Here is a 20,104-nt window from a genome sequence, read left to right on the forward strand (position 1 = left end):
CAAAAGACGCCGGCGATACCAATGGCATTCCGCTGGCGGCTAGCCTATCATCGATGGCCATGAGCCGCCTGATCCTGCCGCCCCCGCCATCGCTGAGCGGCATCGTCCGCTACTTCCACATCGAACATGCCGACGGCGGCGTGCTGCGGATGCCCGCCATGCCCTTCCCCTACATCGGCGTCCTGCTGAGCGGCGACAGCTGCGCGGAGCGCGGCGGCGAACGCATGGCGTCGCCGCGCAGCTTCGCCGTCGGCGCGTTGTCGCGCCCGGTCAGCCTGCGCATTTCCGCCGGAGCCGTTTTCGCCAGCGCGCCGCTGCGGCTCGGCCAGCTGCAAACGCTGTTCGGCATTTCCAGCCATGAATTGACCGACCAAATCTGGCCGCTGGACGCGCTCATCGGCCGCGCGGAGGAAGAAGCGCTGTTCGACAGCCTGCGGCCGGGAGACGGGGCCGGACAATGGGTGGCGGCGCTGTCCGCCTGGATCACGCGCAGGCTGGCGCGGCGGGCAGCGCCGGGTGGATTCGACCACTGGCGGCTGCCGGCCGCCTCCCTGTTTCTCGATGCCCGCACGCTGGCGGAACAATCCAGCCTGAGCACGCGCCAATTCGAGCGCCGCTTCCTCGCCCGCTACGGCCAGCCATTGCGCGACATGCGCCGGATGGCGCGCTTCATGCGGGCGATGGGCGGGATGATCCTGAGCCGGGAAGGCTCTCTGGCCGATCTGGCGCTGGACTGCGGCTATTTCGACCAGGCCCATTTGAGCCGCGACTTCAAGCTGCTGTCAGGCTTCACCCCGCGCGAATTCGCGCAGGGTCTCCGTGGCCAAAGCAATCGGGAACTGGACCTGCTGCGCTACGACGCGCGCGATAAACGGCTGGTGATGGACAGCGTGGACGCCGATCTGCGGGAAATGCGGGCGGCCGAAGCGACGGATGTCGCCTCGGTACAAGACGCTTGTTGAGAAAGGGGCGCAGCATGGGGGCCTTGCCTAACGGAGACCCCAGATGAACAGCCCCTCGCTGGAAAAAGACGGCTTTTTGCTCACCACCGTCGACGGCCTGTTCGGCCGCGCCCAAAGCGGCAGCCTGTGGTATCTGTCGTTTGGCCTCGCCTGTTGCGCGGTGGAGATGATGCACGCGGCGGCGGCTCGCTACGACATGGACCGCTTCGGCTGGATACCCCGCGCCACGCCGCGCCAGGCAGACCTGATGATCGTGGCCGGCACGCTGACCAACAAGATGGCGCCGGCGATGCGCAAGGTCTACGACCAGATGTCGGAGCCTCGCTACGTGTTGTCGATGGGCTCCTGCGCCAACGGCGGCGGCTATTACCATTACAGCTATTCCGTGGTGCGCGGCTGCGACCGCATCGTGCCGGTGGACGTCTACGTGCCCGGCTGCCCGCCCACCGCGGAGGCGCTGCTGTACGGCCTGATGCAGCTGCAGGCCAAGATACGCCGCAACGACACCGCCAGCCGGCGCGAGCTGCCGGGCCGCCCGGCAAGCAAGCAACCCGGCTGAATCAGTCCTCGCGCAGCTCGAAATCGTGGGTAATGTCGGCGGTCTTGGCCAGCATGATGGACGCCGAACAATATTTCTCCGCCGACAGCTTGATCGCCCGCTCCACCGCGTCCGGCTTCAACTCTCGCCCCGTCACCACGAAGTGGAAATGGATGCGAGTGAACACCTTGGGATCGGCGTCGGCGCGGTCGGCCTGGATTTCCACCCAGCAGTCGCGCACGTCCTGGCGGGATTTTTTCAGGATGGCGATCACGTCGTAGCTGGTGCAGCCGGCAGTGCCCAGCAGCACCAGCTCCATCGGCCGCGGCCCCAGATTGCGGCCGCCGCCCTCCGGCGCGCCGTCCATCACCACCGCGTGGCCGCTGCCGGTTTCGCCCATGAAACACACGCCGTCCACCCATTTCAGCCTCGCCTGCATCGTCCCGCCCCCTCTTAATCATCAAAAATGTTCATCAGACTAACACTGCCGATTTGGGCGGACAAAGATTCACCGGTAGAATAGAAAGATTGTCCCGTTATATTCCGAGCTGCACCCATGCTGGTACTAGGCATTGAATCCTCCTGCGACGAAACCGGCGTCGCGCTGTACGACACCGAACAAGGCCTGCTGGCCCATCAGCTGCACACTCAGATGGCGATGCACGCCGAGTACGGCGGCGTGGTGCCCGAGCTGGCCAGCCGCGACCATATCCGCCGCGCCATCCCGCTGACCGAAGCCTGCCTGGCCGACGCCGGCAAAACGCTGGCCGACCTGGACGCCGTCGCCTACACCCAGGGCCCCGGCCTGGGCGGCGCGCTGATGGTGGGCGCCAGCATGGCCAATGCGCTGGCCTTCGGCCTGAACATCCCGGTGATCCCGGTCCACCACCTGGAAGGCCACCTGCTGTCGCCGCTGCTCGCCGACCCGAAGCCGGAGTTCCCCTTCCTGGCGCTGCTGGTTTCCGGCGGCCACACCCAGCTGATGGCGGTGCGCGGCGTCGGCGACTATGAAATCCTCGGCGAGACGGTGGACGACGCCGCCGGCGAGGCCTTCGACAAGACCGCCAAGCTGTTGGGCCTGCCCTATCCCGGCGGCCCGCTGCTGTCCAGGCTGGCGGAATCCGGCAGTCCGGACCGCTTCACGCTGCCGCGGCCCATGCTGCACTCCGGCAACCTGGACATGAGCTTCTCCGGCCTGAAGACCGCGGTGCTGACCCTGGTGCGCCAGCAGGAATCCGCCCAAGGCGAGCTGGACGAACAGACGCGGATGGACATCTGCCGCGCCTTCCAGGAGGCCATCGTCGAGGTGCTGGTGAGGAAGTCGCTGGCCGCGATGAGACAAGCCGGCCTGAAGCGGCTGGTGGTGGCCGGCGGCGTCGGCGCCAACAAGCAGCTGCGCGCCGCGCTGGACGAAGCCGCCGCCCGCAAACGCTTCGAGGTGTTCTACCCGCCCTTGGCGCTATGCACCGACAACGGCGCGATGATCGCCTTCGCCGGCGCCATGCGCGTCAAATTCGCCGAGCCGGCCGGCGGCTTCACCATCAAGCCGCGCTGGGACCTGTCCAGCCTGCCGGCGGTTTAAACCGAACGCATACGCCGTCCGCTCAAGCGGGCGGCCAGAAGAATATGATCCAACTGAAAAACCTCAGCCTGCGCCGCGGCCTGAAAGAGCTGCTGATCGGCGCCAACCTGACGCTGAACCCCGGCTACAAGGCCGGCCTGACCGGCGCCAACGGCGTCGGCAAGTCCAGCCTGTTCGCGATGCTGCTGGGCGAATTGCACGCCGACGGTGGCGACATGCTGCTGCCGCCCAACTGGACCGTCGCCCACGTGGCGCAGGAAACGCCGGCGCTGGAACGCAGCGCGCTCGATTACGTGCTGGACGGCGACAAGGAGCTGCGCGCGCTGGAAGCCCAGCTGGCTGAAGCGGAAGACAAGCACGACGGCAACGCCATCGGCCATCTGCACGGCGAGCTGGCCCATATCGACGCCTACTCCGCGCCGGCCCGCGCCGGCAAGCTGTTGACCGGCCTGGGCTTCGACGAGACCGGCCAGCAACGCCCGGTGGCCAGCTTCTCCGGCGGCTGGCGCATGCGGCTGAACCTGGCCCAGGCGCTGATGTGCCGCTCCGACCTGCTACTGCTGGACGAGCCGACCAACCACCTGGATCTGGAAACCGTGCTGTGGCTGGAAGACTGGCTGAAAGCCTACCCGGGCACGCTGCTGGTGATCTCCCACGACCGCGACTTCCTGGACGCCATCTGCAGCCACACCGTGGAAGTGGCCAACCAGACGCTGACGCTGTACACCGGCAACTACAGCCAGTTCGAAGTGATGCGCGCCGAGAAGCTGGCGCGCCAGCAGGGCGAATATGAAAAACAGCAACGCCAGATCGCCCACCTGGAATCGTTCATCACCCGCTTCAAGGCCAAGGCCAGCAAGGCGCGCCAGGCGCAGAGCCGAGTCAAGGCGCTGGAAAAACTGGAGCGCATCGCCCCGGCTCACGCCGCCTCGCCGTTCGACTTCCATTTCGACAGCCCCGAGCATCTGCCCAACCCGCTCTTGAAGCTGGACAAGGCCAGCGCCGGCTATGGCGACAAGACCATTCTGTCCGGCATCAGCCTGTCGGTGGAGGCCGGCGCGCGCATCGGCCTGTTGGGCGTCAACGGTGCCGGCAAATCGACGCTGGTCAAGCTGCTGTCCGGCGACCTGGCGCCGCAAGCCGGCGAGCGCATCAACGCGCAGATGCTGAAGATAGGCTACTTCGCCCAGCACACGCTGGAAACGCTGCGTCCCGACGAATCGCCGCTCTTGCACATGCAGCGCCTGGCGCCGACCACCCGCGAGCTGGAGCTGCGCAGCTTCCTAGGCGGCTTCAACTTCCGCGGCGACGCCGCCACCGATCCGGTCGGCCCAATGTCCGGCGGCGAGAAAGCGCGCCTGGCGCTGGCGATGATAGTCTGGCAAAAGCCCAACCTGCTGCTGCTGGACGAACCGACCAACCACTTGGATCTGGAGATGCGCCACGCGCTGACGCTGGCGCTGCAGGACTTCACCGGCGCGCTGATCGTGGTATCCCACGACCGCAGCCTGCTGGAATCCACCACCGACGTGTTCTGGCTGGTGAGCGGCGGCAAGGTGCAGCCCTTCGACGGCGACCTGGAAGACTACCGCCAGTGGCGCCTCGCCCAACTGGCGGAAGACGGCAAGCCGTCCGGCGGCGACGCGCAGACAGTCAACCGCAAGGAGCTGAAGCGGCAGGAAGCCGAAGCGCGCCAACAGCTGGCCAAGCAGCGCAAACCCTTGCAGAGCCGCCTGTCCAAGCTGGAGCAGGAAATGGACAAGCTGTCGCAGGAAAAGAGCCAGCTGGAAGCCTTCCTGTCGTCCAGCGACGCCTACGAAGACGCCAACAAGCAGAAACTGGCCGACAGCGTGCGGCGCCAGGGCGAAGTCTCGGGCAAGCTGGAAGTTGTCGAAGAGGAGTGGATGGAAGTGCAGGAACAACTGGAAGCGCTGGCCCAGGCCGACTGAGCGCCGCTGGCGACGGACCATGGCGGCGAGAGAAATTACTTGTAATCTCCGCCGCCGTCTTCTTACGCTAAGAAGAAGCGGGGTCTCCCGCGAACCGGAACGCGCCATGCCGCATGCGCTCACGCACAAGCTTCTGCTGGCCAGCCTGCTGCTGGCCGCGCCCTGCACTTTTCCGGCAGAGCCCATCCGCCTCGCCACCCATCAGCAGCCTCCCCTCTCTTTCACTCGCGACAACGGCCAGGCGGACGGCCTGGCCGTGCAGGTCGTCGACTGCGCGCTGAAAAAGATGCAGCGCCCCTACACCCTGGATTTCCTGCCCTGGCCCCGCGCGCAGTGGCAAGTCCAGCATCTGCAATCCGATGGCTTTTTTGCCGCCACGCCATCCGAAGAGCGCGACAGTTACGCGACGCTGTCCGCCCCGCTGATTCCCTACGAGCGGCGCTGGTATCTGCTCAAAGCCAATCCGCTTTCGCCTTCCAGCCCGGCATTCAAACGCCAGGCCCGCATCGCCGCCTTCAGCGGCTCCAATATGGACGCCTGGCTGCGCGACCACGGCTATCAACTGACCGCCACCCCGGGCAATAGCGAGCAGCTGCTGCGCATGCTGCAATCGCGGCGCGTGGATGCGGTGCTGGGCAACGCCTACGCGGTGGACGCGCTGATCGCCCGCCTGGGGCTGCAGGCGGAGCTGCGCAGCGAGTTAGCGGAAGCGCTGCCGATGGGCCTCTACTTCGGCAAAGCCTTCCTCGCCCGCGAGGGCCCGCAATTCCTGCCCCAATTCAACAACGCGCTGCAAGGCTGCCGCCCCAAATGAAAATGCCGCCCGAAGGCGGCATTGGATAGCCTAGGCACAAGCCGCTCAAACGGCGGCAGGCTCCTTCATCAGCAGCGTGATCAGGCCGGCGATCTTGCGCTTCAGTTCGCGGCGGTCCACCACCATGTCCACCGCGCCCTTGTCGAGCAGGAACTCGGCGCGCTGGAAGCCTTCCGGCAGCGTTTCGCGCACGGTCTGCTCGATGACCCGGGCGCCGGCGAAGCCGATGCGGGCTTTTGGTTCGGCCATCACCACGTCGCCCAGGAAGGCGAAGGATGCGGACACGCCGCCCATGGTCGGATCGGTCAGCACCGAAATGAAGGGCAGCTTGTGCTCGGTCAGCAGCTGCAACGCGGCGCTGGTCTTGGCCATCTGCATCAACGAATTCAGGCCTTCCTGCATCCGCGCGCCGCCGGAAGCCGACACGCAGATGAACGGCGCCTTGGCTTCCACCGCAGCCTGCACGCCGCGCACGAAGCGCTCGCCGACCACCGAGCCCATCGAACCGCCGATGAACTTGAATTCGAACGCGGCCACGACCGCCGGCAGTGAATGGATGCTGCCCTGCATCACCACCAGCGCGTCATCCTCGCCGGTGTCGCTCTTGGCGGCGGCGAGGCGGTCCGGGTACTTCTTGCTGTCCTTGAATTTCAGGATGTCCACCGGCCGCACTTCCTCGCCCACCTCGCGCCGCCCTTCTTCGTCCAGCAGCAGGTTCAGGCGCTGGCGCGCCGTCAACGGGTGGTGATGGCTGCACTTCGGGCAGACCTGGAGGTTGTTTTCCAGATCGGTGTAATACAGTACCGCTTCGCATTCCGGGCATTTGCTCCAAAGCCCCTCCGGCACCGCCGAAGGCTTGTCGGCGCGGTTTTCGCGCTTGATCTTCGGCGGGAGGAGCTTGTTCAACCAGCTCATGCTGACTCCTTGAATCTAGGTGTCCGGATATCTCCGGCCACATTGCGACGGGGGCGATGCGCCCCCGTCTGTGTTCTAGCGGATGGCAGCCTTTAATTCGGCTACCAGACGAGTTAACTGCTCTCTGGCAGTTTCGGGTGTCGCCGCCTCAATTTCCTGCACCAGCCTGCTGCCCACCACCACCGCGTCGGCGGCGGCGGCGATGGCCTTGGCAGTCGCGGCGTCGCGAATCCCGAAGCCCACGCCTATCGGCAGCGGCAATTGTTGTCTGAGGGCAGCAATTTTACGCGCTACATCCTCAATGTCCAGATGTCCGGCGCCGGTCACGCCTTTCAGCGACACATAATAAACGTATCCGCGCGCCAGTTTGGCGATTTCCGCCACCCGCGACGGCGGCGTGGTCGGCGCCACCAGGAACACGGTGTCGAGACCCTGGGCATCCAGCGCGGATTGAAGCTCGGCGGCCTCTTCCGGCGGACAATCCACCGTCAGCGCGCCATCCACGCCGGCCGCCTTGGCCCGGGCGGCAAATTCGGTATAGCCCATCGCGCACAGCGGATTCAGGTAGCCCATCAACACCACCGGCGTCGTTGCGTTGTCGCGACGGAATTCGGCCACCATCTCCAGCACGTGGCGCAAACCCACCTTGTGCTTGAGCGCGCGCTCGGACGCGCGCTGGATCACCGGGCCGTCGGCCATCGGGTCGGAAAACGGCACGCCCAGCTCGATGATGTCGGCGCCGCCCTCCACCAGACCATGCATCAGCGACACGGTCAGGCCGGGATGCGGATCGCCCGCGGTGATGAACGGGATCAGGGCTTTCTTGCCCGCGAGCTCGGCAAAACAGTTGGCAATGCGTGACATTCTCGCCCCCTTCACAGCGTGATGCCGGCCAGGCCGGCAACGGTATTGATGTCCTTGTCGCCGCGGCCGGACAGATTGACCAGAATCACCTGGTCCTTGCCCATGGTCGGCGCGACTTTGGCGGCCCAGGCCAGCGCGTGGCTGGATTCCAGCGCCGGGATGATGCCTTCCAGGTGACAGCAATCGTGGAAGGCGCGCAACGCCTCGTCGTCGTCGATCGACACATACTCGGCGCGACCGATGTCTTTCAGGTGGCAATGCTCCGGCCCCACGCCGGGATAGTCCAGCCCGGCCGAAACCGAATGGGTCTCGATGATCTGGCCGTCCGCATCCTGCATCAGGTAGCTCTTGGAGCCGTGCAGCACGCCCACCGGCGCGCCGGAGGAGATCGGCGCGGCGTGCTTGCCGCTGGAAACGCCGTGGCCGCCCGCCTCCACGCCCACCATGCGGACGCCCGGCACGTCGATATAGGGATGGAACATGCCGATCGCATTGGAGCCGCCGCCCACGCAAGCCACCACCACGTCGGGCTGGCGGCCTATCGCTTCCGGCATCTGGATCTTGGATTCCGCGCCGATCACCGATACGAAATCGCGAACCAGCATAGGATACGGATGCGGGCCGGCGGCGGTGCCGAGAATGTAGAAGGTGGAATCGACATTCGTCACCCAGTCGCGCATCGCTTCGTTCAGCGCGTCCTTGAGCGTCTTGGAGCCGGACTCCACCGGCACCACGGTGGCGCCCAGGAGCTTCATGCGGAATACATTGGGCGACTGGCGCTTGACGTCCTCCGCGCCCATGTACACCACGCACTCCATGCCGTAGCGGGCGGCGACGGTGGCGGTGGCCACACCATGCTGGCCGGCGCCGGTTTCGGCGATCACGCGCTTCTTGCCCATGCGGCGGGCCAGCAGCGCCTGGCCGATGGCGTTGTTGATCTTGTGGGCACCGGTGTGGTTCAGGTCTTCGCGCTTGAACCAGATCTGCGCGCCGCCCAGCTGCTCGGACCAGCGCTTGGCGTGGTAAACCGGGCTGGGGCGGCCGACATAGTGCTTGAGCTCATGATGAAACTCTTGCCAGAACGTCGGATCGGCCTTCACGCGGGCGTATTCTTCTTTCAGCTGATCCAGCGCCACCATCAAGGTTTCGGCGACGTAAACGCCGCCGTACGGGCCGAAATGGCCCTGCGCATCCGGAAAATCATACCGATCCATGTCTTGCTCCTGATATGAAGGCCGCCATTCTGGCAGCGGATTTGATTCCCTTCGACGCCTCCACTCCGCTGGAGACGTCCACCGCGGCCGGCTTCACCCGGCGCACGGCTTCGATAATGTTCTGCTCGTCCAGCCCCCCGGACAGGATCAGCGGCAAGGGCAGATCGTCCGGCAGCAGGGTCCAGTCGAAAGTGGCGCCGGTGCCGCCGTGCGCGCCCTCGACGAAAGCGTCGGTCAACAGGCCGCGCGCATCGGGATAACGGCTCGCCCACTCCAGCAGATCCACCCCCGGCCTCACCCTCACCGCCTTCAGGTAGGGTCGATGGAAAGCGCGGCAGAACTCAGCGCTCTCCTCGCCGTGAAACTGCAGCACGTCGATCGCGCAGCCGGCCAGCACCCGCTCCACCCACTCGCGCTCGGGATTGACGAACAAGGCCACCACGCTGACGAAGGGCGGCAGCGCGGCGATCACCGCGCGGGCCTGCTCAATCGACACATTGCGCGGGCTCTTGTCGTAAAACACCAGTCCGACCGCATCCGCGCCCAGGCGGGCCGCCTCGGCGCCGTCCTCAGGCCGGGTGATGCCGCAAATCTTGATTCTGACCACGATTCCCTGTGCCCCACTCGATAAGGGTTGAACTTCAGCGCAGCCTGAGCCGCTCCGCCTCGCAACGGGACGGCAGCGCGAACTCGTCCGGATAGCCCACGCCGGTCAGATACAAGCCGTCCGGCATGAAGGTGGGCGGCGCGCTGGTGCGGTCGCGCGCCGCCAGCAAGGCCTGCATGTCGCCAGGGCTCAACGCCCCCTTGCCTACGTACAGCAGCGCGCCGACGATGTTGCGCACCATGTGGTGCAGGAAGGCGTCGGCGCTCAAATCGAAGCGCAGCAGGCCGTCGGACTCGACGATATCCAGTTGCTGCAGATCCTTGACCGGCGACTTCGCCTGGCACTCCGACGCGCGGAAGCTGGAAAAATCATGCCGCCCCAGCAGCCGGGCCGCCGCCTCGCGCATCGCCGCCACATCCAGCGCCTGGTGATACCAGCCCACCTTGCCCGCCAGCAGGCAGGAGCGGACCGGATGCGTCAGCAGGAAATAGCTGTAGCTGCGGGAAAACGCGGAGAACCTGGCATGGAATTCGTCGCTGACTTCGCGTGCCCACACCACGGCCACCTCGGGCGGCAACAGCGCGTTGACGCCCCTCACCCAGGCGTTGAGCGGACGCGTCGCGTCGGTATCGAAATGAACCACCTGCATCGCGGCATGCACGCCGGCGTCGGTGCGGCCGGCGGCGTGGGTGGCCACGTCGCGGTTGCCGGCGATCTGCCCCAATGCCTGATTCAGCCTGTCCTGTACCGTGTTGCCGTGCGGCTGGGTCTGCCAGCCGGCGAACGCCCGACCGTCATACTCTATGCCGAGCGCGATTCTCATACCCACTCATCCATTCATTGCCACGCTCCGGGCCGGACAAAGCCTCGCCCAGAGCGATAAAGCACCCACTTTATCCTATCCGGCCTAGTTTGCGCCACACGCGTCGCCTCAATACAAAAACAAATGGCACCGGCCGAAACCGGTGCCATTGGCCATCCCCGCCCACGCGCTTATCGGCCGTGCTGGGCCTCGCGCATCAACAGCTCGGCGGTTTCCTTGTCGCCCATTTCCATATAGAGCTTGGCCAGCTCCATTTTCTCGACATCCTCGGTCCCCTCGATCGGTGCCTCCATTGCCGGCGGCGGTGTGGGAGGCGCTTTCGCGGCGACAGTCGCGGCCGCCGGCGCCGCGGGCGGAGGAACCGCGATCGCGGGGCGCGGCTCGGGTGCCGCAACCTGGGGCGCGGCGCTCTGCGGCTCCGCGCCGCGCTCTTGGGCGAACAAGGGATGGTCGGGCAATTGGGCTCGGCCCAGTTCGCTGACCCGCTGCCACAAGGTGCTGTCCTTGCTGAACATGCTCTGAGTCGCGACAGCTTCCTCGATGAACGCCTCCTTGTCTGGCTGAGCCGCCAGCACTTCCAGCAATTTGTAGCGCAGATCCTGCCTCAAGGGCTCTTTCGCCAGGCCCTCGCGCAGAATCAGCAGCGCCTGGTCGTCGCGTCCATAAGCCAGATAGACTTCTGCTTCGGCCATCACGTCGACGGAACCCAGATCGATGCCCTCGTCGCTCTTCAACGAACTCATCAGCGAGGTCAGCGGCTTCAACTGCATCTTGGCGGATTGGGCATCGTCGCCGGCTTCGCCGCCGGCCCCCTGGCCAGCGGCGGCGCGGCGGCGGCGGATCAGCAGCAGCGCCACCAATCCCAGCGCGGCGGCGGCGCCGCCCAGCTTGATTTGCACATCACGGTCGCTCAACGCCGCCATCGGGCCAGCCGCCGCGCCACGCGCCGGCGCAGACGGCGGCGCCGCCTCACGCAGCATGACCGGCTCGCGCCTGCTCTCGGGAGGCTGAAGCAGTTCCGGCGGTCCATGCAAAGCGGGAACCTCCGGCTTGACTGCCGGCGTCTCCGGCGGCTCTTCCTTCCGCGCCGCCTGCGCCTCGGGCTTCTCGGCGGGTGGTTTGGGCGCGGCAGGCGTGGGTTTGGCGGACACGCCGCCCTCCTGCTTGCTGGCCGCCACAACGCCCGCGGATGGTGCGGATGCGGCAGAGGGCTTGCTCTTGGCTTGCTGAAGCGAGCGGATCTTGTCTTCCAGCGCCTTGGCTCTTTGCTCGGTCTGCTTCAGCGCCTGCTCCTGCTTCATCAGCATGTCGCGCATGCGGCGCTCGGCCGCCAGCGCCTGCGGCGATGATGCCGTCTGGGCGGCAGGCTTCGGCTCCGGAACGGGTTTCGCCGCCGGCTTGGCTTCCGGCTGGGCCGCCGCCTTGGCCGGGTGCGGCTTCTCCAGATCGGCCTGATGCCCTTCCGCCAGCAATTTGGCCATGCTGCCGGGCTTGGCGGCACCCTTCGCCTGCTCCGGCTTGCCCTCGCCCTTCGCCGCTTCCCGCATCGTCCAGCCGCTCGGATAATGCAGTTCCGCGCCCGCCAGCAGACGATTGGCGTCGCCGCCGACAAAGGCCTCGGGGTTGTCCCGCAACAGCCGCCCGGCCACATCCTCGCCGCGCGCCTGCCCGCTCATCTTCATGGCGATTCCGGACAGGGTATCGCCTCTTTTCACCTGGTAGGTGTTGCCGTTGGACGCCGCCTCAGAGCCTGCAGGCTTCGCCCCCGGCTTGGCGACGGTTCTGGCCGCATCCGCGCCGCTCTTGGCCGCGGCGCCGTCCAGCGCCAGGCTATAAGTCTTTTGCGCCCTGACATCGCCGGCGACCACCTCGATCCGGAACGACAATCTCGGCTGGGTGATCGGCAGCGATGAAGACAGCCGCAACACGCGGTGCCCGCTGGGTGAACGATCCAGCTGATGCGAAATCGACGCGACTTGCGACAGCTGCTCCTTCAGCGCCACGCCTTGCGCGGCGTCCGGCAGAATCGCCACCCGCAACTGCTCCGACTTGTCGAAAGCGCCGCCCAGCAAAGGCAGCTCGGCGGTCAGCGGCTCTCCCAGGCGGGAGCTGACGCGGATATCGCCCAAACCCGCGCCGTCCAGCCTGGAGCCCTGATCCGGCGTCGCGGCATGGCGCTTGTCGTCGTCTCCGCCGGCGGGAGCCGGCGCCTTGCGGCGCGGTCCATCGCGCTTGTAATCCACCTCGAACTCGCGAACCAGGCTGCCCGCAGGCCAGCGCACCTCCACAGCGAAGCGCAGCAAGGCCTCGCCGAAACTCGCCGGGCCTTTCACCTGCACCTTGCTGATGCGGCCATCGCTGCTGCGCACCAGATTGAAATGCAAAACCGGCGCCGAACCGCTGTAAGGGGAAAGCAGCGGATAATTGTTGCGATCGGCCAGATTTACCTGGGCAAGGTCTTCGATATCCTCATTGACGACCGGTATTTCAGCGGCGAACGATTCTCCGTCCGCCGAAAGCACGCGTATCGGACCCAGCCCCGCATGCGCCGCGTGAATGCTTCCCATGCCCGCCAGCAGCAGCGCCAAGCCTGTCTTGCGAAAGTTTGCAGCCATCGTTGATGTTCCCAATCTTCTTGCATGCATGATACAGCCCGGCCCGGCGGAAAAATACCCGCCTTTGCCCCGAAGGCCCTTATCCATCAAGGCGGCCGGCGTTTTGCAAAAACGCATAATTAAACCTTATAGCACTTTCGCCTGACAATCCCATGCGAAACGCAATACCTGGCTTCAAGCGCCCCAAACACCCGCCGCACAGCCGGCGCGCGATCCCGCCTACGCATCCATCCGCCGCGCATGCGAATCATCCGGCGTCTGAAAAACAGATATTCCCCTCTCATCCTCTTGCGCTTTCTACGGTGGCACTGCTGACGCATTCGATGCTTTCACGCCCGCAAACGCATGGCACATTTTCCAATTCAGCCGAAATGAAAAACCAATTACCCGCGTCATGAAGCCAGGCTCCCGCTCTCGCAATTCGCCGCGCAAGAATTCCGAACATGAAAAAACCGCCTGAGCGCATGGCTGCAGACGGTTTTTTGCCTCGCGGCGATGGTTCCTCAGGCGCTGATCTTGTCGAGCAATGCCTGGGCCTCCTCCTTGAGCGGCCCCTGAGCCTCGCTCAGCAAGTCCTGCAACACTTCGCGCGCGCCCTCGCGATCGCCCATGTCCAGGTAAACCTTGGCCAGGTCCAGCTTGGTGGCCAAAGGGTCGTCCATCACCGATACGCCTTCGGCTTTCGCCTCGTTCGGAGCGGAATCGGCAGGCTGCCCGCCCCCTGCCGCAGAAGGCTCTTCCGCCAGCATGTCTTCGTACAAGGATTCCAGCCCGGCGGCGCCTGGAGCCTCCGCCGGCTTGGCCTCGGCAGCCGGCGCGGCGTCCAGATTGAAATCGAAGTCCAACATATTAGCCTCCGGCTCCGGCGCCTTGGCTCCGCCGGCCTCGGGCTCCGCGGTGAGCATGGCGTCCAGATCGAAATCCAGCGCGCTGGCTTCCGGCTCCGGAGGCGCTTCGCCGCCAGGCGGCGCATCGAACAACGCCGCCAACGGATCCACCTCCTCAGCGGCCGGCGATGCCGGCTCAGCCGGCGCCGGCGCGGCTTCGATGGCTGCGGGCGCTTCGTCGCCGAACAGCTCCTGATCCAGATCTATCACCTCGCCGCCCGCTGTCGCCGGCGCGGGCCCCGGCTCGCCGGCATCCGCCTGATACAGGGCATTGCCTGGATCGATGGCGCGGCCCAAGGCCGCCGCCTTGGCCCACAGCGCGCCCTTGCCGTCGAAGGCGGCATGCATTTCCTTGGCCAGCCGCTCGAAGGCCGCGACATCCGGCCTGGCCGCATACACCTCCATCAGCTTCATTCTGACCTCATGGCGCGACGGATCCTTCTGCAGCGCATCCTTGAGGATTTCCTCGGCCTGCTGATCGCGGCCGTAAGCGATGTACACCTCGGCCTCCGCCACGGGGTCGACCTCCGCCGCGTCGATGGCGCCGGCAGCCTGGGTGAAGTTGCTCATGAAGGAATTGCTGCCGCCTGCGGCGTTGGCGTCATGCCCGGCGACCGTGCTGCGGCCCAGGGCGGCGCTGCCGGCATTCTCGTCAGCCCCCTTGCGCCGCCTGGCGATCATGACGCCCAGCAACCCCAGCAAGCCTACGCCGGCGACGCCGCCGCCTATCAACGGCAGATAGCCCAGCACCCGGCTCATCAGCGATGGCGCAGGCGGCGGCGCGGGATGCGCGGCAACGGGCTTGGGATGGGGCTTCTCTGCCGGCTTGGGCTCCGGTTTGGGCGCGCTGGCCGCGACGGCCTCATGCGGCACGCTTGCCGCCATCGGCGCGCTGGACGGCGCGGCGGCAGGCGGAATGGGCTCCAGCTTGGCGCCCGGCGCTTGCAAGCTGCTCTGCAGCGCCTTCAACTGCTGCTCCAGCGCCGCGATGCGGGTGGTGGCGTCCTGCAGCGCTTTTTCCCGGGCTGAGATTTGCTGCTGCAGGTCGTTGAGCTTGGCGCTGTCCGAGCCGTCTCCCGGCGCCAGCTTGAGCACATCGCCGCCCTTGCCCGCCGGCGCGCCGGCCTGGCCGCCCGCCGACGAAGCCGGCGCCGCCGGGGCGGGTTCGCCCAGAATGCCGGCTACCTGGCTGGCCGACAGCGCGCGCATCTTGCGCGCGGACGGCACCTGCAGCGTCGAGCCCGGTTTGGGATGGCTGACGTCGCCGTCGGCGAAAGCATCCGGATTGGCCTGGACCAAGGCAGCCATGGTCTGCCGCAACGACGCGCCCTTGGGCTTGACCTTGGCCGCCAGCGAGCGCAGCGTGGCGCCCTGGCGCACTGTCAGCTCGCGCGGCGCGGCAGGCGCCGCCTTGGCCGGCGCGGCCTGGCGATAGCGGCTGGCCTGGTCGTCGTCGGCATAGCTGGGCACGTCCTGGACGATGTTTTGCGCCGTGTAGTTGGCGGGATCGAGCAGCACCGTATATTCGCGGACCGAGCGGCCGGAAGGCGCTTTGGCCTCCACCACGAAACGCAGATAGGGATCGTTGATGGGCTGAGTGGAACTGACGCGTATCATCGCGCCGCGCGTATTGGGACTCAGCGCGAAGCGCAGGGACGACAAGGAGCTGGCGTAATCGACATTCAAGGCCTGGAAGGTTTCGATGCCCGCCAGACCCACCCTGACGGCGTCAAGCTCCGTCGGCTGCACGCCGGTCATCTCGATGTCGGCCTTCAATAGTTCGCCCAGATTGGAGCGAACATGTATCTTCCCCAAACCGGCCCAGGCGCACGCGGAGTACGCCAGGCCGATCAATAGCACGCCAAGCTTGAGTTTTCCCTGATTTCTCACTGTCTACCTTCCGGCACTGTCGCATTATCAGATGTTATCGGCGCCCATCCCTTCGGGATGAGTGTGCAACTGTTGCAATCTTAGGCCTTTGCACGTCGTTTAGCCAGATTTCACAGCCGCCGCCGGCTTGGCATGCCGTACGCGTCGATTACACCAAAGCGCTTTGCCCTGCCAGGATTTCAGCGATGCGCACGCAGTGCAGCGCCGCGCCGGCCTTGACGTTGTCGGCCGACACCCACAGGCCCAGCGTCTTGCCGTGCTTGCGCAGGCGGCTGACCCACACCATCTCGTTGCCGGTTGCCTCCATCGGCGACACGTAGCCGCCATGCTGTTCGCTGCCGACCACCTGCAATCCTGCCGCCTTGAGGCGTTTGCGCGCTTGTTCGAGGTCAAACTCTTCATGCAATTCGACTTGAATCGCCCAGGAATGGCCAAAGAACACCGGCACGCGGGCGCAAGTGACTTCCAGCTGTTCCGGCTTCAACTTCAGCAGGCGCGCGGTCTCGTCGCGCACCGAGCGCTCCTCTTCCGAGTCGCCGTTTTCGTCCACATCGCCGATCTGAGGCAATACATTGAAGGCGATGCGCTTGGCGTAGACGCTGACTTCCGCATCGCGGTGCGAGAACAGCGCGGTGGTCTGTTCCGCCATCTCTTCCATCGCCTTCTGGCCGCTGCCGGATACCGCCTGGTAGGTGGCCACGGTCACGCGGGCGATGCCCAGCGGCGCGAGCGGCGCGAGCGCAAGGGCCAGCGGCGTCACCGTGCAATTGGGCACCGCCACCAGCGGCGCGCGGCCCAGCTCTTCCAGTTCGGCGGCGTTGATGGCCGGCGCCACCAGCGGCACGCCGGCGTCGCCGCGGAACGCGGAGCTGAAGTCCACCACCGCCGCGCCGGCGTCGCGCGCCTGCGGAACATACTGTCGCGAGATGTCGCCGCCGGCGGCGAAGATAGCCAGACCGACATTCTCGAAATTGAACTCGTCCACCACGTGCACGTCCAGTTCCAGATTGCCCAGCGACACGGTGCTGCCATCCTGCTCGGCGCTGTCCACGGCGAACACGCGCGCGGCGGGGAAATTGCGCTCGGCCAGCAATTCCAGCACGGCCTGGCCCACCAGGCTGGTGGCGCCCACGACGGCGATTTGCAGAGAAGTCGACATAATCTTGTTCCTATCGTTACCGCCGGCGGCGTCTCGCCCACCGGCATTGCAATGCGAAAAGGGCACCGAAGTGCCCTTGAATTCTGTTGCGGCCGGCAAAGCCGGCCCAGGCTCGCGCCTATTCTACCCGTCAGCGCTCGATCAGGATACGCAGCATGCGGCGCAGCGGCTCGGCCGCGCCCCACAGCAGTTGGTCGCCAATCACGAAGGCGGACAGATACTCGCCGCCCATATTCATCTTGCGCACGCGGCCGACGCCCACCTCCAGCCCGCCGGTAATGGCGGCCGGCGTCAGTTCCTTGACCGAAATCTCGCGGTCGTTCGGCACCCACTTCACCCAGTCGTTGCCGGACTTGATGATGGCTTCGATCTCGGACAGCGGCAGATCCTTCTTCAGCTTCACGGTCAGCGCCAGGCTGTGGCAGCGCATCGCGCCGATGCGCACGCACAGGCCGTCTACCGGCACCACGCTGGAGGTGCCGAGAATCTTGTTGACCTCGGCCTGGCCCTTCCACTCTTCCTTGGACTGGCCATTGTCCAGCTGCTTATCGATCCAGGGGATCAGCCCGCCGGCCAGCGGCGCGCCGAAGTATTCGGTCGGCACGTCCTCGCGGATGGCCTGGGCCACCTTGCGGTCGATTTCCAGGATGGCGGACGACGGCGTGGCCAGCTCTTCGGCCACGGTGGAATGGATCGCGCCCATGCCCTTGAGCAGTTCGCGCATGTGATTGGCGCCGCCGCCCGAAGCCGCCTGGTAGGTCATCGAGGACACCCAGTCGACCAGGCCTTCGCGGAACAGGCCGTTCATGCCCATCAGCATGATGGAGTTGGTGCAGTTGCCGCCGATGTAATCCTTGACGCCGTTGGCCACGCCCTTGTCGATCAGCTCGCGGTTGACCGGGTCCAGCACGATGATGGAGTCTTCCTGCATCCGCAGCGTGGAGGCCGCGTCGATCCAGTAGCCCTTCCAGCCGGCTGCGCGCAGCTTGCCGTACACCTCGGTGGTGTAATCGCCGCCCTGGCAGGTGACGATCACGTCCATCGCCTTCAGCTCGTCAATGTCGCCGGCGTCTTTCAGCGGCGGCACGTCGCGGCCGATGTCCGGCGCCTTGCCGCCGACGTTGGAGGTGGTGAAGAACACCGGTTCCGCGATCACCGCGAAATCGTTTTCCTCGCGCATGCGCTGCATCAGCACGGAACCCACCATGCCGCGCCAGCCTACAAAGCCTACTCTCACTGGAAATCTCCCGAGTCTGTCCTAAGTCCGAATCGTGACCGCCGCGCGGCTGATGCCGGCGCGGCGGTTAAATTTTTGTTACCCCATTGTGCAGCGCGCCAAGAAGACAGGCAATGGGGCAAATCGTTTTTATTGTGAAGTTCCGCAGAACAAATGATTAAGCCGCGATAAACAGCGTGCCCGCAGACATTCGGCCTCGCCCCAGGGAGTGCCTAGAGAGCTTGCAGAGCATCGCCATCGAGCTGTCGATCAAGTTTGGAACAGCTCGAAAGCCGCGCCGGGGCGCTGGGAAATCACGCGGAATGTCTGGCTCAAGTCTCGCCTAACCAGGCAACGAATCATAGGACAGGGATGCGGGCAACATGACAAACCGTCGGCCGCGCTTGGTTCCGCCAGCCAAACCCAGCGAAACGCCTGAAGCAAAACACGCCGACACAGGCGATGCGCAAGTTGGCGCGACGCCACATCAAGGGTTTTGTGAGCGGCTATTAACGGTAAAACCTGCGCTTACGGGCAAAGCAGGCCGCCAACCCTTGCCACAATAAATAGCCGGCGGCGACAACTGCACTGGCCACGATCAGCAAGCTGCCGCCGGCAATCAGCGCAAAGGGTTCGCGCAACACGCCGCTTGCGTCAACATGGGAGCCAATCAAACCAGCCGCGCCCAGGCAGGCCAGTCCTGGCAGCCGCCAACAGCGTGACCACGACCAACAGGGATTTCAACGAGCGGGACATAGTTTCCAGACCTAGATAGCGGATAAGTCTCAGTCCCGCTTTCCCGCTCCAAGTTCCATGCTGGAGTCCATACCGGGGGGACGTCGGGGACGTCGGAGCCTTCACAATCCAACACCGCTTGGCAGGCCAAACAGGCTCTTGGGCTTTGACCACGCGGTCAGAACCGTAGTTTGGGCTGAATGAAATGAAGCCCAACGCTTACCAAGAAAATTCATGGCCCCATAAATATTGATCGCCATATATCGCGGTGAACGTTGGGCTTCGCAAGCTCAGCCCAACCTACGGCCCTTGACCCAAAAGAAAACGGCGCATCGCCACTAAGGAGATACGCCGCTTACGTGATAGATCATGCCAGCGCCGGGGCGCCGATTATCTTGCGCCAGGACCGTAGCTTGGGCTGGATGAAATGAAGCCCAACGCTTACCGAGAAAAACCACGATCGCATAAATATTGATCGTCATATATCGCGGTTAACATTGGGCTTCGCAAGCTCAGCCCAACCTTGTATCTTGCAATTGGTAGTGGTGAGCCGCCACTGCCTGGAGCCGAAGCAGCTTGGGCCCAATCTTAAGGCCAGACCTTGAGCCGTAGATAAAGCCTTCGACTCCACCTCATCGCCAAATCCGACACTGAACGGTAGCCAAGGGTTCGACCCTGCATGCACAAGGCAAATGGGCGATTAGGCATTTTCCGTGAGGACCCGCTTTATGCATTATCTCGGAATAGACGTAGCCAAAGCCAAACTGGACTGCACTCTTTTGCTGGATGCCGCCAACAAACGCAAAGCCAAATGCGTGAGCAACGATAAAACCGGCATTCATGCTCTGTTGTCATGGCTGACCAAGCAAGGCCTGGAGCCCCGGCAGGTTCATGCTGTGATGGAAGGCACCGGCGTGTATCACGAACAAGCAGCCATCGCCTTGTGCGATGCCGGTGTGATCGTTTCCATCATCAACCCGGCGCAAATCCGCGACTTCGCTAAAGGCTTGGCGATTCGAACCAAGACCGATGGCGTAGATAGCTTGGTCCTGGCGCGTTATGGAGCCTTGCTCCAACCTATGGCCTGGATTCCTCCCAGCCGGCAAGCCCGTGCGCTACAGGCGTTGCTGGCTCGGCGCGAGGCGCTGCAGCAGGATCTTCGCCGTGAGCTGAATCGGCAAGAAAAAGCCGAAGCCACCGATACACCAGAGCTGATTCAGCAGTCGCTGATCGAGTCGATTGCGTTTATCGGAACACAACTGGCCAAGTTGCAGCAGGATATCGACGACCATATTGACCGTCACCCGGAATTGAAAGCGGACCTGGCCCTGTTG

Annotated in this window: 17 protein-coding genes; 6 read left to right on the plus strand and 11 right to left on the minus strand. The window is 65.0% G+C overall.

Annotated elements, in window-relative coordinates; all coding sequences use genetic code 11:
- The first annotated feature begins 59 nt into the window (after nt 1–59).
- Nucleotides 60–962 carry a helix-turn-helix domain-containing protein gene (locus tag ACY3GB_RS03830; protein ID WP_463087571.1) on the plus strand — a complete coding sequence of 301 codons (903 nt, stop codon included), beginning with the start codon at nt 60–62 and terminating at the stop codon, nt 960–962.
- 43 nt (nt 963–1,005) lie between these two features.
- Nucleotides 1,006–1,521, plus strand: a complete 516-nt coding sequence (locus ACY3GB_RS03835) for a NuoB/complex I 20 kDa subunit family protein (RefSeq protein ID WP_463087572.1) — start codon at nt 1,006–1,008, stop codon at nt 1,519–1,521.
- 1 nt (nt 1,522) lies between these two features.
- On the opposite strand, the gene ACY3GB_RS03840 is transcribed toward ACY3GB_RS03835, so the two are convergent.
- Nucleotides 1,523–1,939 carry an OsmC family protein gene (locus ACY3GB_RS03840; RefSeq protein WP_463087573.1) on the minus strand — a complete coding sequence of 139 codons (417 nt, stop codon included), beginning with the start codon at nt 1,937–1,939 and terminating at the stop codon, nt 1,523–1,525.
- Nucleotides 1,940–2,056: 117 nt separating this feature from the next.
- Between ACY3GB_RS03840 and tsaD the strand changes: the two genes are divergently transcribed.
- From tsaD to ACY3GB_RS03855, 3 genes are all read left to right on the plus strand, one after another.
- A complete protein-coding gene (gene tsaD / locus ACY3GB_RS03845) occupies nt 2,057–3,082 on the plus strand; it encodes a tRNA (adenosine(37)-N6)-threonylcarbamoyltransferase complex transferase subunit TsaD (RefSeq protein WP_463087574.1) in 1,026 nt (341 codons plus the stop codon).
- 44 nt (nt 3,083–3,126) lie between these two features.
- A complete protein-coding gene (locus ACY3GB_RS03850; RefSeq protein WP_463087575.1) occupies nt 3,127–5,031 on the plus strand; it encodes an ATP-binding cassette domain-containing protein in 1,905 nt (634 codons plus the stop codon).
- Nucleotides 5,032–5,137: 106 nt separating this feature from the next.
- Nucleotides 5,138–5,845, plus strand: a complete 708-nt coding sequence (locus ACY3GB_RS03855) for a substrate-binding periplasmic protein (protein WP_463087576.1) — start codon at nt 5,138–5,140, stop codon at nt 5,843–5,845.
- Nucleotides 5,846–5,890: 45 nt separating this feature from the next.
- Here ACY3GB_RS03855 and accD read toward each other — a convergent pair whose 3' ends face one another.
- The 10 genes from accD to ACY3GB_RS03905 form a co-directional block, all read right to left on the minus strand.
- Complete coding sequence (accD, locus tag ACY3GB_RS03860) at nt 5,891–6,760, minus strand: acetyl-CoA carboxylase, carboxyltransferase subunit beta (protein ID WP_463087577.1); 870 nt, start codon at nt 6,758–6,760, stop codon at nt 5,891–5,893.
- A 75-nt stretch (nt 6,761–6,835) separates the two neighbouring features.
- Nucleotides 6,836–7,624 carry a tryptophan synthase subunit alpha gene (gene trpA / locus ACY3GB_RS03865; protein ID WP_021476003.1) on the minus strand — a complete coding sequence of 263 codons (789 nt, stop codon included), beginning with the start codon at nt 7,622–7,624 and terminating at the stop codon, nt 6,836–6,838.
- A gap of 11 nt (nt 7,625–7,635) precedes the next feature.
- Entirely contained in the window at nt 7,636–8,838 is a 1,203-nt protein-coding gene (trpB, locus tag ACY3GB_RS03870; RefSeq protein WP_463087578.1) for a tryptophan synthase subunit beta, read from the minus strand.
- Nucleotides 8,825–9,448, minus strand: coding sequence for a phosphoribosylanthranilate isomerase (locus ACY3GB_RS03875; protein WP_463090913.1), 624 nt, complete (start codon nt 9,446–9,448; stop codon nt 8,825–8,827). The genes trpB and ACY3GB_RS03875 overlap by 14 nt, the downstream gene beginning before the upstream one ends.
- 31 nt (nt 9,449–9,479) lie before the next feature.
- A complete protein-coding gene (gene truA / locus ACY3GB_RS03880; RefSeq protein ID WP_463087579.1) occupies nt 9,480–10,268 on the minus strand; it encodes a tRNA pseudouridine(38-40) synthase TruA in 789 nt (262 codons plus the stop codon).
- Nucleotides 10,269–10,438: 170 nt separating this feature from the next.
- The gene (locus tag ACY3GB_RS03885; protein ID WP_463087580.1) at nt 10,439–12,883 is read right to left on the minus strand and encodes a type IV pilus assembly protein FimV; all 2,445 of its coding nucleotides are present in this window, start codon (nt 12,881–12,883) and stop codon (nt 10,439–10,441) included.
- A gap of 503 nt (nt 12,884–13,386) precedes the next feature.
- Nucleotides 13,387–15,660: a FimV/HubP family polar landmark protein gene (locus tag ACY3GB_RS03890; RefSeq protein ID WP_463087581.1), complete on the minus strand. Its 2,274-nt coding sequence runs from the start codon at nt 15,658–15,660 to the stop codon at nt 13,387–13,389.
- 148 nt (nt 15,661–15,808) lie between these two features.
- Entirely contained in the window at nt 15,809–16,819 is a 1,011-nt protein-coding gene (locus ACY3GB_RS03895; protein ID WP_463087582.1) for an aspartate-semialdehyde dehydrogenase, read from the minus strand.
- Nucleotides 16,820–16,949: 130 nt separating this feature from the next.
- The gene (asd, locus tag ACY3GB_RS03900) at nt 16,950–18,056 is read right to left on the minus strand and encodes an aspartate-semialdehyde dehydrogenase (protein WP_463087583.1); all 1,107 of its coding nucleotides are present in this window, start codon (nt 18,054–18,056) and stop codon (nt 16,950–16,952) included.
- Nucleotides 18,057–18,544: 488 nt separating this feature from the next.
- Nucleotides 18,545–18,709: a DUF3955 domain-containing protein gene (locus ACY3GB_RS03905; protein WP_463087584.1), complete on the minus strand. Its 165-nt coding sequence runs from the start codon at nt 18,707–18,709 to the stop codon at nt 18,545–18,547.
- 789 nt (nt 18,710–19,498) lie between these two features.
- Here ACY3GB_RS03905 and ACY3GB_RS03910 point away from each other — a divergent pair.
- Nucleotides 19,499–20,104 (plus strand): IS110 family transposase (locus ACY3GB_RS03910; RefSeq protein ID WP_463087585.1); only part of this gene is annotated, 606 nt, incomplete at its 3' end.

The sequence above is a fragment of the Chromobacterium sp. Ag138 genome (genome assembly GCF_055181315.1).

Bases quoted from the DNA above. Each gene is read 5' to 3' on its own strand.
- ACY3GB_RS03855 (WP_463087576.1), top strand. From the start codon at position 5,138: ATGCCGCATGCGCTCACGCACAAGCTTCTGCTGGCCAGCCTGCTGCTG.
- ACY3GB_RS03885 (WP_463087580.1), bottom strand. From the start codon at position 12,883: ATGGCTGCAAACTTTCGCAAGACAGGCTTGGCGCTGCTGCTGGCGGGC.
- ACY3GB_RS03840 (WP_463087573.1), bottom strand. From the start codon at position 1,939: ATGCAGGCGAGGCTGAAATGGGTGGACGGCGTGTGTTTCATGGGCGAA.
- ACY3GB_RS03835 (WP_463087572.1), top strand. From the start codon at position 1,006: ATGAACAGCCCCTCGCTGGAAAAAGACGGCTTTTTGCTCACCACCGTC.
- ACY3GB_RS03895 (WP_463087582.1), bottom strand. From the start codon at position 16,819: ATGTCGACTTCTCTGCAAATCGCCGTCGTGGGCGCCACCAGCCTGGTG.
- truA (WP_463087579.1), bottom strand. From the start codon at position 10,268: ATGAGAATCGCGCTCGGCATAGAGTATGACGGTCGGGCGTTCGCCGGC.
- ACY3GB_RS03830 (WP_463087571.1), top strand. From the start codon at position 60: ATGAGCCGCCTGATCCTGCCGCCCCCGCCATCGCTGAGCGGCATCGTC.
- tsaD (WP_463087574.1), top strand. From the start codon at position 2,057: ATGCTGGTACTAGGCATTGAATCCTCCTGCGACGAAACCGGCGTCGCG.
- trpB (WP_463087578.1), bottom strand. From the start codon at position 8,838: ATGGATCGGTATGATTTTCCGGATGCGCAGGGCCATTTCGGCCCGTAC.
- accD (WP_463087577.1), bottom strand. From the start codon at position 6,760: ATGAGCTGGTTGAACAAGCTCCTCCCGCCGAAGATCAAGCGCGAAAAC.
- trpA (WP_021476003.1), bottom strand. From the start codon at position 7,624: ATGTCACGCATTGCCAACTGTTTTGCCGAGCTCGCGGGCAAGAAAGCC.
- ACY3GB_RS03850 (WP_463087575.1), top strand. From the start codon at position 3,127: ATGATCCAACTGAAAAACCTCAGCCTGCGCCGCGGCCTGAAAGAGCTG.